The following is a 15,502-nucleotide window of genomic DNA, read 5'->3' as shown; positions in this document are numbered from 1 at the left end:
GTTGAAATAAACGGGCCAGCATTTGGTTAATATCAAAAACGTGCCATTTTGATTGCAAGGAAATTAATAATGAGTGATTTTCTGCCTTTTTCGCGACCGTCGATGGGCGCTGAGGAAATTGCGGCGCTTCAGGACGTTTTGATGTCGGGCTGGATCACCACTGGGCCTAAGAATCAGGAACTCGAAGAGGCATTCTGTCAGCTTACCGGGAATCAACACGCAATTGCCGTCTGTTCCGCCACCGCGGGAATGCACGTCACGCTGATGGCGCTGGATATTGGCCCGGGCGATGAAGTCATTACCCCCTCCCAGACCTGGGTCTCCACGCTGAATATGATCGTACTGCTGGGCGCCACGCCGGTCATGATTGATGTGGATAAAGACACATTAATGGTGACGCCAGAAGCCATTGAAGCTGCCATTACCCCGCGTACCAAAGCCATTATTCCCGTTCACTATGCCGGCGCGCCGTGTGAAATCGACGCCATTCACGCCATCGGTGAACGTCACGGTATTCCGGTGATTGAAGATGCGGCCCATGCCGCCGGAACGTACTACAAAAACCGTCACGTTGGCTGGAAGGGGACGGCAATTTTCTCCTTCCATGCCATTAAAAACATGACCTGCGCGGAAGGCGGCCTGGTGGTCACCGATAATGCCCAGCTGGCACAGCGGATCCGCAGTCTGAAATTCCATGGCCTCGGCGTAGACGCCTATGATCGTCAGACGCACGGCCGCGCGCCGCAGGCGGAAGTGATTGCACCGGGCTATAAATACAACCTGGCGGACATCAACGCCGCGCTGGCGATGGTGCAGTTAGGCAAACTTAAAGAGGCCAACAGGCGCCGCCAGGAAATCGCTGAACGCTACCTGCGGGAGCTTGCCGATACGCCGTTCCAGCCGCTCACCATCCCGTCATGGCCGCACGTGCACGCCTGGCACCTGTTTATTATTCGCGTTGATGAAGCGCGCTGCGGGATCTCACGCGACAACCTGATGGCGGCGCTGAAAGAGAAAGGCATCGGTACCGGCCTCCATTTCCGCGCGGCCCACACGCAAAAATACTACCGCGAGCGTTTTCCTGATGTATCGCTCCCGAATTCTGAATGGAATAGCGCGCGTATTTGTTCTCTCCCTCTTTTCCCGGACATGACTCATGACGACACAACCCGCGTCATTACCGCACTCCATCAGCTTGCAGGACATTGATATGTTCAGTGTACCGCCTGTACAAAAAGTTTCCGTGGTAATCCCGGTTTACAACGAGCAGGAGAGCCTGCCCGAACTGATCCGCCGTACAACGGCCGCCTGCGACACGATGGGCAAGGCCTACGAAATTCTGCTGGTGGATGATGGCAGTAGCGACAATTCCGCGCTGATGCTGACCGAAGCCGCACAGGCTGAAGGCAGCCACATTGTGGCCGTGCTGCTCAACCGTAACTACGGCCAGCACTCGGCGATTATGGCGGGGTTTAGCCACGTCACGGGCGATCTAATCATCACCCTGGACGCGGACCTGCAAAACCCGCCGGAAGAGATCCCGCGCCTGGTGGCCAAAGCCGACGAAGGCTATGACGTGGTCGGCACGGTACGTCAGAACCGCCAGGACAGCCTGTTCCGTAAGCTCGCCTCGCGTACCATCAACCGTTTGATCCAGCGCACGACCGGTAAAGCGATGGGCGATTACGGCTGCATGCTGCGCGCCTACCGCCGCCACATTGTCGACGCCATGCTGCATTGCCATGAGCGCAGCACCTTCATTCCGATTCTGGCGAATACCTTTGCCCGTAAGGCAACGGAAATCCCGGTCCTGCACGCCGAGCGCGAGCACGGGGAATCGAAGTACAGCTTTATGCGTCTCATCAACCTGATGTACGACCTCATCACCTGCCTGACCACCACGCCGCTGCGTCTGCTGAGCGTTTTCGGCAGCATCATCGCCGTGGCCGGTTTTGGGCTGTCCGTTCTGCTGGTGGTACTGCGACTGGTCTTTGGCCCGCAGTGGGCGGCGGAAGGGGTCTTCATGCTCTTTGCCGTGCTGTTTATGTTCATCGGCGCCCAGTTTGTCGGGATGGGGCTCCTCGGTGAATACATTGGCCGTATCTATAACGACGTTCGCGCACGTCCGCGCTACTTTATTCAACGTGTTGTCCGTCAGGAACACAAAGCATCTCAAGAGGAAATTCACCCATGAAAGCTGTTGTATTTGCCTATCACGATATGGGGTGCACGGGCACGCTGGCCCTGCTGGAAGCGGGCTATGACATTGCGGCAATCTTTACCCATCCGGACACGGCCGGAGAGAACAACTTTTTCGGCTCCGTGGCGCGTATCGCCGCCGAGCGTGGAATTCCGGTTTATGCGCCGGACGACGTCAACCACCCGCTGTGGGTGGAGCGCATTCGCGCCCTCGCGCCTGACGTCATCTTCTCGTTCTACTATCGCAACCTGATCTGCGACGAGATCTTAGGCCTGGCCGCAAAAGGCGCCTTTAATCTTCATGGTTCTCTGCTGCCCGCCTACCGTGGCCGCGCCCCGCTGAACTGGGTGCTGGTGAACGGTGAAACGGAAACGGGCGTGACGCTGCACCGCATGGTACGCCGTGCGGATGCGGGCGCTATCGTGGCACAGCAGAAGGTCGCTATTGATGCGGACGATACCGCGCTGCAGCTGCATCAAAAGCTGAACGCGACGGCACAGACGCTGCTGCGTGATGCGCTGCCGGGCATCCTTAACGGTAACTTCAGCGAAACCGCACAGGACGAGAGCAAGGCAAGCTGCTTTGGCCGCCGCGCGCCGGAAGATGGTCGTCTGGACTGGAATAAACCGGCCCGCCAGCTGCACAACCTGGTACGCGCCGTAACCGATCCGTGGCCGGGCGCCTACAGCTTTGCGGGCGTAAGCAAATTCATTGTCTGGAAATCCCGCGTGCGTGACGACATCCCGGCCGCTAAACCGGGCACCGTCGTCTCCGTCTCCCCGCTGATTGTGAGCTGCGGCGAGCAGGCGCTGGAGATCGTCACCGGACAAACCGACAACGGCCTGTACGTTCAGGGCACCCAGCTGGCGCAGTCTCTGGGCCTGGTGGCCGGGGCGCTGATCACCAGCGCCCCGGTTGTTGCCATCAAACGCCGCACCCGCGTGCTGATCCTCGGCGTGAACGGTTTTATCGGTAACCACCTGACCGAACGTCTGCTTAAGGACGATAACTACGAGATTTACGGTCTGGATATCGGCGCGGACGCGATCAGCCGCTTCCTGGACAACCCGCGCTTCCACTTCGTGGAAGGGGACATCAGCATCCATTCCGAGTGGATTGAATACCATATTAAGAAATGCGACGTGGTGCTGCCGCTGGTCGCTATTGCCACACCAATCGAGTACACCCGTAACCCGCTTCGCGTGTTCGAGCTGGACTTCGAAGAGAACCTGAAGATCATCCGCGACTGCGTGAAATACGACAAGCGCATCATCTTCCCGTCCACCTCTGAAGTGTACGGCATGTGTACCGATAAGAACTTCGATGAAGACACCTCTAACCTGGTGGTCGGGCCGATCAACAAACAGCGCTGGATTTACTCCGTCTCCAAACAGCTGCTGGACCGCGTGATTTGGGCCTACGGTGAGAAAGAGGGCCTGCGCTTTACCCTGTTCCGTCCGTTTAACTGGATGGGGCCACGTCTGGATAACCTGAACGCGGCGCGTATCGGCAGCTCCCGTGCAATCACCCAGCTGATCCTGAACCTGGTGGAAGGCTCGCCAATCAAGCTTATCGAAGGCGGGAAACAGAAACGCTGCTTTACGGATATCAGCGACGGTATCGAAGCGCTGTTCCGCATCATCGAAAACAAAGATAACCGCTGCAACGGTGAAATCATTAACATCGGTAACCCGGACAACGAAGCGAGCATTCGCGAGCTGGCCGAGATGCTGCTGGCCAGCTTTGAGCGCCATCCTCTGCGCGATAAATTCCCGCCGTTTGCTGGTTTCCGCGAAGTGGAAAGCAGCAGCTACTATGGTAAGGGCTACCAGGACGTTGAGCACCGTAAGCCAAGCATTCGCAACGCGAAGCGCTGCCTTAACTGGACGCCGACGGTGAAGATGGAGCAGACCATTGATGAAACGCTCGATTTCTTCCTGCGCACCGTGGAGCTGTCGGAACAGGTCTCATGAAAAAAGTCGGTTTACGCATTGATGTCGACACCTTCAGGGGAACGCGTGACGGCGTACCCAAACTGCTGGAGCTGCTGAGCAAGCACGGCGTGCGCTCCAGCATTTTCTTCAGCGTGGGGCCTGACAACATGGGGCGCCATTTATGGCGTCTGATTAAACCGGCATTTCTGTTCAAAATGCTGCGCTCGCGCGCAGCATCCCTCTACGGCTGGGATATTTTGCTGGCAGGCACCGCCTGGCCCGGCAGACGCATCGGCGCGGGTAATGAAGCGGTTATCCGCGAGGCGGCGCAGCATCATGAGGTGGGTCTGCACGCCTGGGATCACCATGCCTGGCAAGCCTGGGCGGGCGTCTGGGATATCCCGCGCCTGTCCCGTGAGGTCGAGCGTGGAATGCTGGAGCTGGAGGCCATTATCGGTCAGCCCGTGCGCTGCTCCGCCGTGGCGGGATGGCGTGCGGATCAGCGCGTGGTGAAAGCTAAAGAGGCCTTCGCGTTTCGCTACAACAGCGATTGCCGCGGAACCGGGCCCTTTTTACCGCTGTTAGGCGAAAATCGCTACGGTACGGTGCAAATTCCGGTCACGCTTCCCACCTGGGATGAAGTGGTCGGACGCGAGGTTAAGGCGGATGAGTTCAATCGCTACATTCTGGACCGCATTCATCGTGACGCCGGTACGCCGGTGTATACCATCCATGCCGAAGTGGAAGGGATTGCGTATCAGCATGATTTCGACGAACTGCTGACCATGGCCGCTCAGGAGGGCATCGAATTCTGCCCGTTGAGCGAGCTGCTGCCAGACGACCTCAGCACCCTGCCCGTAGGCAAAGTTGTCCGTAATGAAATGGCTGGCCGGGAAGGCTGGCTTGGCTATCAACAAACCGTGAGTCCGGCCCCATGAAAACAGCCCGTTATGGCTTAGCGCTTCTCGCACTGTTTATCGTTTACTACCTCATTCCGGTCGATATCCGCCTGCTCTGGCAGCCTGATGAAACGCGCTATGCGGAAATCAGCCGTGAAATGCTGGCCTCCGGAGACTGGGTAGTCCCGCATTTTCTGGGGCTGCGTTACTTTGAAAAGCCGATTGCCGGCTACTGGATCAACAGCATCGGACAGATGCTGTTCGGGCACACGAACCTCGCCGTGCGCGCCGGGTCTATCTTCTCTACCGGCTTAGCCGCGCTGCTGGTCATCTGGATGGCCTGGCGTCTCTGGCGGGATAAGCGGACCGCCATTTTCTCCGGTCTTATCTTCCTGACCCTCTTCCTGGTGTATGGCATCGGCACGTATGCGGTGCTGGATCCTATCATCACCCTGTGGCTGGTGGCGGCGATGTGCAGCTTCTGGCTGGCGTCACAGGCCCAAACCGTTGCCGGAAAAGCGGGTGGCTATGTGCTGCTTGGGCTGGCCTGCGGGATGGGGGTGATGACCAAAGGCTTCCTGGCGCTGGCCGTTCCGGTGATTGGCGTGCTGCCGTGGGCGATCGCCCAGAAGCGCTGGAAAGAGGTGCTGATTTTTGGCTGGCTCGCGATCCTGAGCTGCGTGCTGATTGTTCTGCCATGGGGGCTGGCCATTGCGCAGCGTGAGCCTGACTTCTGGCGTTACTTCTTCTGGGTGGAACATATTCAGCGTTTCGCCCAGAGCAACGCGCAGCACAAAGCCCCGTTCTGGTACTACGTGCCGTTCCTGATCGCGGGTAGCCTGCCGTGGCTGGCGCTTTTACCCGGCGCGTTTCGTCTCGGCTGGAATGACAGACAAAACGCGGGCGGTGGGTTCTATCTGCTGGGTTGGGTGGTGATGCCGCTGCTGTTCTTCAGCATCGCCAAAGGCAAGCTGCCGACCTATATCCTGCCGTGCTTTGCCCCGCTGGCGATCCTGATGGCGCGTTATGCCTGCCTCGCAGCGGAGAAAGGCGCCAGAGCGTTACGCATTAACGGCGGAATTAACCTGGCGTTTGGCGTTATCGGCGTGGTGGCCGCGCTGGTGGTCTCCCCGTGGGGACTGTCTAAGCATCCGGTCTGGACCTCGGTCGAACTGTATAAAGTGTTCTGCGCGGTGGTCGCGTTCCTCATCTGGGCCGCGGTAGGCTGGTTTACGTTCCGGCAGAGCCAGCAGCGCTGGTGGCTGGCGGCTCTGTGTCCAGCAGGCCTGGCGCTGCTGATTGGTTTTGCTATTCCTAACCTGGTGGTGGATTCCAAACAGCCGCAGTCGCTGGTCGATACCGTGCGCGAGCCGCTGCAGGAGAGCCGATTCGTGCTCGCCAATAACGTAGGCGTGGCGGCTGGCCTTGCGTGGGAGCTGAAGCGCAATGACATCACGCTGTTTGGTCAGAGCGGCGAACTGCGCTACGGGCTGGATTATCCCGATGTGAAAGATCGTTTTGTCAGTGAAGACGACTTCGCGCAGTGGCTGGCAACGCATCGTCAGCAGGGGCGCGTGTCGCTGGTCATGCTGCTCTCAAAACGCGACGATATTTCACGGGCGAATTTACCGCAGCCGGACAATCTCTATATCCAGGGGCGTCTGGCCTTGCTGGAGTACCTGCCGAAGTGATGACCTGGATCTGGCTGATACTGGCAAGCCTGCTCAGCTGCGCTGGGCAGCTGTGCCAGAAACAGGCCACCCGTCCGGCGAAAGCCGGGCGGCGCGGGACGCACATCGCGCTGTGGCTTGGTCTGGCACTGCTGGCGCTGGGCAGCGGGATGCTGGTCTGGCTGGTGGTGCTGCAACGCCTGCCTGTCGGCATCGCGTACCCTATGCTGAGCCTCAATTTTGTCTGGGTGACGCTGGCGGCGAAGGTATTCTGGCGTGAAAACGTCGCGTCGCATCACTGGCTGGGGGTGGGGTTCATCATCATGGGGATTGTTATCCTGGGAGGGAGCCTGTGAAAGGGACTTTCTGGGCCTTATGCAGCGTGCTGTTAGTCAGCGCAGCGCAGCTGTTGCTGCGCGATGCCATGCAGGCACTGCCGCCGGTCAGCGATGTTCTGGCGCTTATTTCCGCGCTGTGGCACTTCTCATCCGGCACGGGGGCGCTGCTGCTGGGGTTGATGGGGTATGTGGCCTCCATGGGCTGCTGGTATCTGGCGCTGCATCGTATGGCGCTCAGCAAAGCGTATGCCTTGCTGAGTCTTAGCTACATCCTGGTGTGGGCCGCGGCGATCCTGCTGCCCGGCTGGGGAGAACGCTTCTCCTGGCACGGGCTGGTGGGGGTCGGGTTTATTATTCTGGGGGTACTGGTTATTTTCCTGCCAGGAACGTCCCGACGTGAATAATCGACTCGGTGGTCAGGGTGTAAGGGGTCGATGTACAGACGGCAAGGCTCAGCGAGCCGACCTGTAGCTGGCTGACCGCGTGCGTCTGAGCCGTGCTGTCGATGCTGACAATCTGCCAGGCGCTGCCGCCGCGCTGCTTTATGATCGCCTCTTTTCGCGTCCAGATGCGCCAGAAGGCGGCAAGCCGTTGCTCTGGCGCTTCGCGCTCAAGCTCATCATGTTCCGTCATGCTGAAGACCGCATTCGCCAGCGCCTGCCAGTTTTTCCTGGGACGAATCACTTCGATATCACAGCCGACTTCGCCTTCATCGCTCATCAGCAGGGCGATATCGTCACCGCTGTGGCTCAGGTTAAACCACAGCGGATGACCCTTCGCAAAGGCCGGTTTCCCCTGCTCGCCGTAAATAATGTCGGGGAGTGGGTGAGGGGATAACGTTCTCGCGAGCAGCGTCCTCCCGGCCAGCCAGGAGGCCTGTTGGGCACCCTGAGGTGCCCTGTCTGCGAGCGTTGACGCCAGCGGGTCCGCGCAAAGGGTGGAGATTTTTCCCAGTACAAACTGGTACATAGTTACGCCCAGCGTTTAATGATAATCGAGGTGTTGATGCCGCCAAACGCGAAGTTATTGCTCTGCAAATACTCGCAGTCAATCTGACGGGCTTCTCCCATAATATAATCTAAAGCACCGCATTGCTCATCCGGCTGCGTTAAATTGAGCGTCGGGGCAAACCAGCCTTCACGCATCATCTGCAGGCTCATCCACGCTTCCAGCGCGCCACAGGCCCCAAGCGTATGGCCAAAATAGCTCTTCAGCGAGGAAACCGGCACGTTATCACCGTAGATAGCGGCAGTGGCCTGGCTTTCGGCGATATCGCCGCGATCGGTGGCGGTACCGTGCGCGGAAATATACCCCATATCCCGGGCGCTTAATCCCGCCATGGCCAGCGACTGCTCCATGCAAATCTGCATGGTGTCACGCTGAGGCTGGGTGATATGGGCCGCGTCACAGTTGGTGGCAAAGCCCACGATCTCGCCATAGATTGTGGCCCCGCGCGCTCTGGCGTGCTCCAGCTCTTCCAGAATCAGGGTGCCAGCGCCTTCCCCAATGACCAGACCATCGCGCTGCGTATCGAACGGTGAAGGGGTGGTTTTGGGTTCGTCGTTACGCTGGCTGGTGGCAAACAGCGTGTCAAACACCGCTGCTTCAGACGGACACAGCTCCTCCGCGCCACCCGCGACCATCACGGTCTGATACCCGTGGCGAATCGCCTCCCAGGCATAGCCAATCGCCTGGCTGCCGGAGGTACAGGCGCTCGACGTCGGGATCACGCGGCCGCGCAATCCAAAGAACAGGCCGGTATTCACCGCGGTCGTGTGCGGCATCATCTGGACGTAGGTTGTCCCGGTGATGTTATTGGTGTGCTTCTCTGTAAGCATGGTGGCGAATTCGCTGACCGGGCCGGTGCTGCCTGTCGAAGAACCGTAGGCGATACCCGTTTGACCATTGGTGAGCACCGCTTCGCCAATCAGCCCCGCCTGCTCCAGCGCCAGCTCGGTGGCGCGTGTCGACATCAGCGACACCCGGCCCATGGCGCGAATACGCTTGCGGGTATAGTGTTCCGGCAGCGTGAAATCATCGATCGGCGCGCCGAGCAGGGTATGCAGGCCATCATAGACCTGCCATTCCGGCATTTTACGCACCGCGTTTTCATACGCCAGCAGCCTGCTGGAAACGGATTGCCAGTTTTCGCCAAAGGCGGTCACGCCGCCCATGCCCGTAATCACCACGCGACGCGTCATAGCATTCCTCCATTAATGGAAATGACCTGGCGGGTAACGTAGCCCGCGATATCCGACATCAGATAGCTTGCCAGCCCGGCGACTTCTTCAGCCTGGCCCATACGTTTCATTGGAATGATGGACATCGCTTCCTTCAGCGCGGCCTCTTCCATCTCAATCATGCCGGTATCAATCAGCCCCGGGGCAATGCAGTTCACGGTGATTTTGCGTTTTGCCAGCTCAATCGCCAGCGCTTTGGTGGCGCCGATAATGCCCGCTTTTGCCGCGCTGTAGTTCACCTGCCCGCGGTTACCCATCACGCCGGACACGGACGATAAGGTGATAATGCGTCCTCCTTTACGGGTGCCAATCATCGGCATAATGCAGGGGTGAATGACGTTATAAAAACTGTCGAGATTAGTGTGGATCACGCTGTCCCAGTCGTCTTCGCTCAGCGCCGGAAAGGCTCCGTCGCGGGTAATTCCGGCGTTGCTGACAACGCCATACCATGCGCCATGGGTTTCAATCTCCTGCTCCAGCACCTCGCGGCACTGTTCGCGGTTGCCCACATCAAAGGCGAGTAGACGACCGTTCCCACCCGCCTGCGTGATGGCGTCCAGCGTCTCCTGCGCGCCTGCGGCATCACGATGGTAATGCACGCCTACGGTAAACCCGTCGGCGGCAAGCTGGCGGGCAATGGCGCGCCCTATGCCTTTGCTGGCCCCTGTGACCAGTACGGAACGACTCATGCGTTAGATCCCTGATTAAATAGCGATGTTAATTCTTCTGCGCTCGGCTGGAAGGTATTGACCCGGCCCGTGGCCAGCGTCTCTTCATTAGCGGAAATTGCGCATTCAAAACTGCCGAAGCGTTCGTCCTGCATCAGCAGCTTAACGGTAATGTCCAGCGTCAGGCCTGCGGCGAAATGCCCGCTGGCGCAGACCAGCTCACGCGCGCCGAGCACCATGCCCAGCGCGATATGTTCCTGCCCCTGCTGCTGACGATGCCAGCCTGACCAGGCGCCAACGGTCTGCGCCATTAGCTCAAGCGCGTACCAGCCCGGCAGGTCGCCATCGGCATTGAGAAACGGCGCCAGCACGCTTTGCCCGTTGACTGCCACGCGGCAGACCGCCATCTCGTCCGTAACTTTCTCTACGGACCCCAGCAGCATCATCGGCGCCTCGTGCGGCAGATAGGCTTCGGGTGATAAGTAGCTCATGAGGCTCTCCCCAGCAGAATGCTGGCGTTGTTGCCGCCAAACGCGAACGAGTTAGACAGAATAACCGGCTTTTTCAGCGCGATGTGCCGGTGCAGCAGGCCGCACGGCGCCAGCGTGTCGTCGGGCGCGTAGCGGGCGAAGTCCTGCGGCGGCAACGGTAGATCGCGCGAAAGAATCAGCCAGCTCAGGGCCGCTTCGGTAATACCGGCAGCGCCCAGCGTATGGCCGGTAAGGTGTTTGGTTGAGCTGCACGGCACGCTTTCCCCGAAGAGATCGTGTACCACCTGCGATTCAATCTGATCGTTAAGCGGCGTGGCCGTGCCGTGCAGGTTGATGTAGCCGATATCCTCCGGCTGCATGCCCGCTTCGTTAAGCGCCTGAGTAATCGCCCTTATCGCTCCTTCGCCCTGCGGATGCGGGGCGGAAATATGGTACGCATCACTGGATTCACCCGTCCCGAGCAGCGCCACGTCGGCGGGCTCGCGGCTCAATACCATCAGCGCGGCGGCTTCTCCGATGGTGATCCCCTTGCGGTCGCGACCAAACGGTTCGCAGAGCGTAGGGGAGAAGGATTCAAGGCTATTAAAGCCGTTGACGGGCATCCGGCTCAGGGTATCTGCTCCGCCGACGATGGCGATGTCAACCAGCCCGGCTTCGATCAGACGTTTGCCGCCGATCATCGCCCGCGCGCTGGAAGAGCAGGCTGTTGAAATCGTATAGGCCGGGCCTTCGAGCTGAAGCCAGCTGGCGAGGAAGCGGGACGGATCGCCAAGCTCCTGCTGCGGATACTGCCAGCGCGTGCTTGCTTCGCCATGGGTCATGCGCTGTACGTGCTCATCGCCTTCATCCAGCCCGGAGGTGCTGGTCCCCAGCACCACGGCCACGCGATCGCGACCGACGCGGGCGATAGCCTCGTCGACGGCTGGCTGAATCTGCGCCAGCGCGGCCAGCAGCAGCTGGTTATTGCGTGTGCGGTGTGCGGAGAAGGTGTCCGGGATGGGCGGCAATTCGCCTTCCACGCCGCCCAGAACGGCTTCGGGTGAGTCCTGCAACCAGCCGGTCCGGGCGTGCATACCCGGCGCCACGCCTGCCACCAGGTTCGCGGCAATCATATCAGGCGAGTTGCCCAGCGCGTTGACCATGCCAACAGCGGAAATATAAATCATCTCAGTCACCCAGATATTGAATGGTGATGTGGTATTTGAATACGTGTTGCTCGATGCTGATCGGCTCGCGTTTGCCTTTACGCTGCAGGTAGACAATCTCCGTCACCAGCTTGCCGCTGGCGTTACGCAGCTCGCGTCGATCGCCATTGTCCGTTAGCGTCCAGCCCTTCGGCAACTGCGGCTGCCAGGCGCTAATTGGCCAGTGGCTTAGCATCACGTCCGCCAGCACCTGGCTTGCGGGCGGCAGCTGCGGCACAACGATCGACTGTTCGGTATGAATACCGGTCTCATCGTACGTCGCCAGGAACAGACGAATGCCCACGGAAGAGAGCCCGGCCAGCGTCACCTTATGCGCATCCGCGTTGAGCATCACCAGCAGAGATTGCGTTTGTCCGTTAAAGCTGCCGGTCAGCAGCTGCTGGGAGCTTACCGCCGGGCTGATGCCGGGCGGCGGGAGCGTCACTCTGGTTCCCGGCTGGAGCCAGGCCTGAGGCCGCGTCTCTTTGGTATCGGTCGAATGGCTGCAGCCCGCCAGCAGCAGCGCTGCGGTTAGCGCGACGGCGCGATAAAAAGCGTTCATTTACGTTTTCTCTCTTTCTTATCCGGCATCGCCAGCGGCGCCAGCAGGAAGGCGGTAAAAATACCGCTCACCAGCACGATACCAAAGCTGCTGATGGCCTGGGTGGCGCTAAAGACGAGCATGCCCAGCGTCAGCAGCGTGGTCATCATGGCCAGCGTAATCGCCAGCATGGAGGTCAGCGGCGTACCGCGCGGGTTGCTGAAAAACAGCGTGTAGTTAATGCCAATGCCGAGCACCAGTACCAGCGCCAGAAGTGAAAACAGATTCACCGGGTGGCCCGTTGCGGCCAGGACCGACAGCCCGCAGGTCAGCGACAGCAAGGACGGCACCAGGCTTATCAGCCCTTTACGCCAGCCGAGGCGCAGCATCGCCCCGCAGGCAATCACCGCCAGCGCCGCAAACAGTAGCCCCGTCAGCAGCGTGCGGTAGAGGGCAAACAGGCTGTCAAAGCTGGCTTTGCGATCGACCCAGACGACGCCGTCATGGCGCACGGCCAGCTCACCGAGGTAAGCGCTGTTTTTCGCACCGTCCACCGGCACAAGCACGCCGCTTTCCCCTTCGGGCAGGGTCAGCCAGAGCAGACGCCAGCCTTCGCTCGCCGGGCTTTTAAGCCACGCGTCCACGCTGACCGGCATGGCGTCGAGATTCGGGGAGACGGCGTTGAGCCCGGCGTTTTTCAGCACGTTCATTACCGCAGGCGCGGCGTTCTGTAGAAGCGTAAGATCGCTTTTCTGGCGGGCCAGCGAGTTCAGCGGCAGGGTGCGCCAGCGGGCAATTTCTCCCGCTTTTTGCGCCTCCGCCAGCGCCGGGGTAAAGGCTTCCAGCCGCTCCAGCGTTTGCTGAGGCGAGGCGCCGTGAACCACAAACCATTTCTGATCGACGCTCTGTCCGGTCAGGGCGGTAATGGCCTTCTCCTGCGCCAGAATATCTTTCGGCAGCGCCTGCAGCTGGGCGATGTCGTCGTCCACCCTCAGCGTACTCATCCCCACGGCGGAGAGCAGCGCCAGCGCGACGGGCAAACCAACGGACAATTTTTTACTGCGCCGCCAGGCGGCCAGCCAGCGCAGCATCAGGACCATAAATGGAACCGGGCGCACCGGTAACCCGCGGCACAGCCACGGATGCCAGAAAATCACCGTCAGGCAGGAGGCGCTCAGCCCCACGGCGGCGAACACCGCCATCTGGCGGATCCCGGGGAAGGGGGCCAGCATCATAATCAGGTAGGCGGCGACCGTCGTCAGCAGCGCCATCAGCAGCGCATTGCGAACTTTGTCCAGGCTTTGCCAGGGGGAAAGCTCCGCGCCGTGCACCATCCGTTCGGTCAGGTAGTAGAGCGTGTAGTCGGCTGAAATACCGATGATGCTCATGCTCATCACTAGCGTCATCAGATGCAGCTCGCCAAAGAGCAGCAGCGTCACCACCGTGCCCGCCAGCGCGCCGATGGCAATCGAGAGCACGCTCAGCAGCAGCGGACGCAAAGAGCGGAACACCGCCACGATGAGCAGGAACACGCCAAGCAGGGTGGCGATGCCCAGCGTTGAGACGTCGCGTTTGGCCTGCTGGCTGGCGTAATCGCTGTAAAACACGGTTCCGCGGGAAAGCAGCTGTGCCTGCGGGTAACGGGCTTTGAGCGTCTCCTGCAGCGCGTTAAGCGTCGTCACGAGCCGGTGGGTCTGCTGCATATCAAACGACGAGCCCGCCAGTTCACCGTGAAGCAGATACCAGTAGTTTCCCGCCTCATCTTTTGTGACCAGCCAGCCGTCCATCAGCCGCAGCTTCTGGCCGTTTTGCGCCAGAGCGAGCTGGGAGCCGCGCATCAGCATCAGGGGATCGTTTTGCAGCTCTTTGCCGCTGACGCCGGAAAAGGCCGAATAGAGCTGAGATAAAATCCACTGCGCCTGTGCTTCTCCGCCGTTTTGCAGGCGGGCGCGGGTGGCGGGATCGATAAGGCCATTTCGGTGCTGCCAGAAGAACTCTCCCCAGGCTTTTTGCCCGGCGGCGTCCATCTGGCCTTTGACCTCGCTAAGCGAATCAGTGCTTTGCAGCAGCGCCAGCCACTGCTGCGCCACGCGCGGATCGGGCTCTTTGCCGGGGCTGACCAGCCAGACCAACTGGCGGTCGAGACGCTGCATAAACCCGTCGTTGAGCGCCGGCGGGATCGCCCCCAGCGTCTGTTTCGGCAGCATGGCCAGCACGCTGCTGTTCAGACGCGCGCCGGGCAGCAGCGACATCAGCACGCCCAGCAGAATCAGGCATAGCGTGGCCCACAGCAGCGCCGGGCCCAGGGATTTACGGTGCGGCAAAGCGTTGGCGTTCGTCATCGGTCAGGCTGGCGGGCGTCAGTTGGTGGCGTGAAAGGGCGATATCGGTACGGTCGCCCTGTTTGTCGTTGAGTCGAATCGTCTCCAGATAGGTCGCGCCGCCCAGATCGAGGGTGGCGAAAATCTTGTCCAGCGGCGTCGTTTTTGGCGTAAGCACCAGCGACCAGCGGCCCGCTCCCAGGTCTTTAAAATCGATGCGGAAGTTCTCTTCCAGCACCTTGCGGTCGGCCTGGAACAGGGCGCGCAGAAGATGATTGAACTGGAACATCTGCGGATTATTGTCGGCAGTGATGGTCTGCGGCGGCTGGCCGTTGATTGCCTGAACCATCCGCTTGTCGTCCAGCAGCAGCGTCATCGGAAACGGCGCTTTTTGATCCCACAGCAGGCCGCTGTCGCGGGCGATCAGCATTTCGCCCTGCGAGCGCAGCGGCTGCGGCATATCTTTTATCGTGCGAACCTGTTCGAAGTGCGCGCGCACCACGGGCTGCTCGGTGAAGCGCTGCTGCAGCTCATCCAGCGTCACGGCGCTGACCAGCGGGCTGAGGATTAGCGCCAGTAAAGGCAACCATTTCATGGCGTTACTCCCATACGTTCAAACAGTATTGCCGGGCTCACAAAGCACATTTCGCGGGTGGCTTCTTCCACCGCCACCTGGATGGTGTAACCGGTGGTCGTGCGTTTGCCGGTCTGCGCATCGAAAATTTGATAGGCAATGCGCAGGCGGTTTTCATACTCTTCAATGTGCGCGCGGACGCGAATACGCTGCTCAAAGGTCACCGCATCGCGGTATTTCACCCGCGTGTCGACGACGGGCCAGACGTAGCCGGAGGCCTTCATCTGGCGATAGCCATAGTCAAACTGATTGAGCAGCGCCTCGCGGGCGATCTCAAAGTAGCGGAAATAGTTACCGTGCCAGACCACGCCCATCATATCGACGTCGTGGAACGGAACGGTGATCTCGACTTCAGTCGTAAAGCGGGGATCGGTCAGCACCC

Annotated in this window: 16 protein-coding genes; 7 read left to right on the top strand and 9 right to left on the bottom strand. The window is 60.0% G+C overall.

Features of this window, described 5'->3' with window-relative positions:
• Positions 1–69 precede the first annotated feature (69 nt).
• From arnB to arnF, 7 genes are read left to right on the top strand one after another with little or no spacing between them, the layout of a single operon-like run.
• On the top strand, positions 70–1,209 hold the full coding sequence (gene arnB / locus AB3N39_RS19615; protein ID WP_367896964.1) for a UDP-4-amino-4-deoxy-L-arabinose aminotransferase: 1,140 nt from the start codon (positions 70–72) through the stop codon (positions 1,207–1,209).
• Position 1,210: 1 nt separating this feature from the next.
• Positions 1,211–2,194 carry an undecaprenyl-phosphate 4-deoxy-4-formamido-L-arabinose transferase gene (arnC, locus tag AB3N39_RS19610; protein ID WP_325848830.1) on the top strand — a complete coding sequence of 328 codons (984 nt, stop codon included), beginning with the start codon at positions 1,211–1,213 and terminating at the stop codon, positions 2,192–2,194.
• Entirely contained in the window at positions 2,191–4,173 is a 1,983-nt protein-coding gene (arnA, locus tag AB3N39_RS19605) for a bifunctional UDP-4-amino-4-deoxy-L-arabinose formyltransferase/UDP-glucuronic acid oxidase ArnA (RefSeq protein ID WP_133295281.1), read from the top strand. Before arnC ends, arnA begins: the two co-directional genes overlap by 4 nt.
• Entirely contained in the window at positions 4,170–5,072 is a 903-nt protein-coding gene (arnD, locus tag AB3N39_RS19600) for a 4-deoxy-4-formamido-L-arabinose-phosphoundecaprenol deformylase (RefSeq protein WP_143345630.1), read from the top strand. The genes arnA and arnD overlap by 4 nt, the downstream gene beginning before the upstream one ends.
• A complete protein-coding gene (gene arnT / locus AB3N39_RS19595; protein ID WP_325849605.1) occupies positions 5,069–6,724 on the top strand; it encodes a lipid IV(A) 4-amino-4-deoxy-L-arabinosyltransferase in 1,656 nt (551 codons plus the stop codon). The genes arnD and arnT overlap by 4 nt, the downstream gene beginning before the upstream one ends.
• On the top strand, positions 6,724–7,059 hold the full coding sequence (arnE, locus tag AB3N39_RS19590; protein ID WP_232057400.1) for a 4-amino-4-deoxy-L-arabinose-phosphoundecaprenol flippase subunit ArnE: 336 nt from the start codon (positions 6,724–6,726) through the stop codon (positions 7,057–7,059). The genes arnT and arnE overlap by 1 nt, the downstream gene beginning before the upstream one ends.
• Positions 7,056–7,445, top strand: a complete 390-nt coding sequence (arnF, locus tag AB3N39_RS19585; protein ID WP_367896963.1) for a 4-amino-4-deoxy-L-arabinose-phosphoundecaprenol flippase subunit ArnF — start codon at positions 7,056–7,058, stop codon at positions 7,443–7,445. The genes arnE and arnF overlap by 4 nt, the downstream gene beginning before the upstream one ends.
• Here arnF and acpT read toward each other — a convergent pair.
• From acpT to AB3N39_RS19540, 9 genes are read right to left on the bottom strand one after another with little or no spacing between them, the layout of a single operon-like run.
• Positions 7,411–8,010 (bottom strand): 4'-phosphopantetheinyl transferase AcpT, encoded by a 600-nt coding sequence (gene acpT, locus AB3N39_RS19580; protein ID WP_325849608.1) that lies wholly within the window; start codon positions 8,008–8,010, stop codon positions 7,411–7,413. The genes arnF and acpT overlap by 35 nt on opposite strands.
• A gap of 2 nt (positions 8,011–8,012) precedes the next feature.
• A complete protein-coding gene (locus AB3N39_RS19575) occupies positions 8,013–9,242 on the bottom strand; it encodes a beta-ketoacyl-ACP synthase (protein ID WP_115876829.1) in 1,230 nt (409 codons plus the stop codon).
• Positions 9,239–9,970, bottom strand: a complete 732-nt coding sequence (locus tag AB3N39_RS19570) for a 3-ketoacyl-ACP reductase FabG2 (protein ID WP_111963734.1) — start codon at positions 9,968–9,970, stop codon at positions 9,239–9,241. The genes AB3N39_RS19575 and AB3N39_RS19570 overlap by 4 nt, the downstream gene beginning before the upstream one ends.
• A complete protein-coding gene (locus tag AB3N39_RS19565; RefSeq protein ID WP_248175418.1) occupies positions 9,967–10,440 on the bottom strand; it encodes a 3-hydroxy-fatty acyl-ACP dehydratase in 474 nt (157 codons plus the stop codon). Before AB3N39_RS19565 ends, AB3N39_RS19570 begins: the two co-directional genes overlap by 4 nt.
• A complete protein-coding gene (locus tag AB3N39_RS19560) occupies positions 10,437–11,606 on the bottom strand; it encodes a beta-ketoacyl-[acyl-carrier-protein] synthase family protein (protein WP_127732530.1) in 1,170 nt (389 codons plus the stop codon). Before AB3N39_RS19560 ends, AB3N39_RS19565 begins: the two co-directional genes overlap by 4 nt.
• A gap of 1 nt (position 11,607) precedes the next feature.
• On the bottom strand, positions 11,608–12,186 hold the full coding sequence (locus AB3N39_RS19555) for a DUF3261 domain-containing protein (protein WP_115876832.1): 579 nt from the start codon (positions 12,184–12,186) through the stop codon (positions 11,608–11,610).
• Positions 12,183–14,507 (bottom strand): MMPL family transporter, encoded by a 2,325-nt coding sequence (locus tag AB3N39_RS19550; protein ID WP_367896962.1) that lies wholly within the window; start codon positions 14,505–14,507, stop codon positions 12,183–12,185. Before AB3N39_RS19550 ends, AB3N39_RS19555 begins: the two co-directional genes overlap by 4 nt.
• The gene (locus AB3N39_RS19545; protein WP_115876834.1) at positions 14,476–15,081 is read right to left on the bottom strand and encodes an outer membrane lipoprotein carrier protein LolA; all 606 of its coding nucleotides are present in this window, start codon (positions 15,079–15,081) and stop codon (positions 14,476–14,478) included. The genes AB3N39_RS19550 and AB3N39_RS19545 overlap by 32 nt, the downstream gene beginning before the upstream one ends.
• Positions 15,078–15,500: a thioesterase family protein gene (locus AB3N39_RS19540; RefSeq protein ID WP_008503087.1), complete on the bottom strand. Its 423-nt coding sequence runs from the start codon at positions 15,498–15,500 to the stop codon at positions 15,078–15,080. Before AB3N39_RS19540 ends, AB3N39_RS19545 begins: the two co-directional genes overlap by 4 nt.
• Positions 15,501–15,502 lie beyond the last annotated feature (2 nt).

The sequence above is a fragment of the Enterobacter vonholyi genome, assembly GCF_040834095.1.
Classification (GTDB): Bacteria; Pseudomonadota; Gammaproteobacteria; order Enterobacterales; family Enterobacteriaceae; genus Enterobacter; species Enterobacter vonholyi.
The sequence above is the reverse complement of the archived record's forward strand: the minus strand, read 5'-3'. Positions and strand labels throughout refer to the sequence as shown.

Excerpts from the sequence above, each read along its gene's own strand:
- arnB (WP_367896964.1), top strand. The coding sequence starts at position 70 with ATGAGTGATTTTCTGCCTTTTTCGCGACCGTCGATGGGCGCTGAGGAA.
- arnC (WP_325848830.1), top strand. The coding sequence starts at position 1,211 with ATGTTCAGTGTACCGCCTGTACAAAAAGTTTCCGTGGTAATCCCGGTT.
- arnA (WP_133295281.1), top strand. The coding sequence starts at position 2,191 with ATGAAAGCTGTTGTATTTGCCTATCACGATATGGGGTGCACGGGCACG.
- arnD (WP_143345630.1), top strand. The coding sequence starts at position 4,170 with ATGAAAAAAGTCGGTTTACGCATTGATGTCGACACCTTCAGGGGAACG.
- arnT (WP_325849605.1), top strand. The coding sequence starts at position 5,069 with ATGAAAACAGCCCGTTATGGCTTAGCGCTTCTCGCACTGTTTATCGTT.
- arnE (WP_232057400.1), top strand. The coding sequence starts at position 6,724 with ATGACCTGGATCTGGCTGATACTGGCAAGCCTGCTCAGCTGCGCTGGG.
- acpT (WP_325849608.1), bottom strand. The coding sequence starts at position 8,010 with ATGTACCAGTTTGTACTGGGAAAAATCTCCACCCTTTGCGCGGACCCG.
- AB3N39_RS19575 (WP_115876829.1), bottom strand. The coding sequence starts at position 9,242 with ATGACGCGTCGCGTGGTGATTACGGGCATGGGCGGCGTGACCGCCTTT.
- AB3N39_RS19570 (WP_111963734.1), bottom strand. The coding sequence starts at position 9,970 with ATGAGTCGTTCCGTACTGGTCACAGGGGCCAGCAAAGGCATAGGGCGC.
- AB3N39_RS19565 (WP_248175418.1), bottom strand. The coding sequence starts at position 10,440 with ATGAGCTACTTATCACCCGAAGCCTATCTGCCGCACGAGGCGCCGATG.
- AB3N39_RS19560 (WP_127732530.1), bottom strand. The coding sequence starts at position 11,606 with ATGATTTATATTTCCGCTGTTGGCATGGTCAACGCGCTGGGCAACTCG.
- AB3N39_RS19555 (WP_115876832.1), bottom strand. The coding sequence starts at position 12,186 with ATGAACGCTTTTTATCGCGCCGTCGCGCTAACCGCAGCGCTGCTGCTG.
- AB3N39_RS19550 (WP_367896962.1), bottom strand. The coding sequence starts at position 14,507 with ATGACGAACGCCAACGCTTTGCCGCACCGTAAATCCCTGGGCCCGGCG.
- AB3N39_RS19545 (WP_115876834.1), bottom strand. The coding sequence starts at position 15,081 with ATGAAATGGTTGCCTTTACTGGCGCTAATCCTCAGCCCGCTGGTCAGC.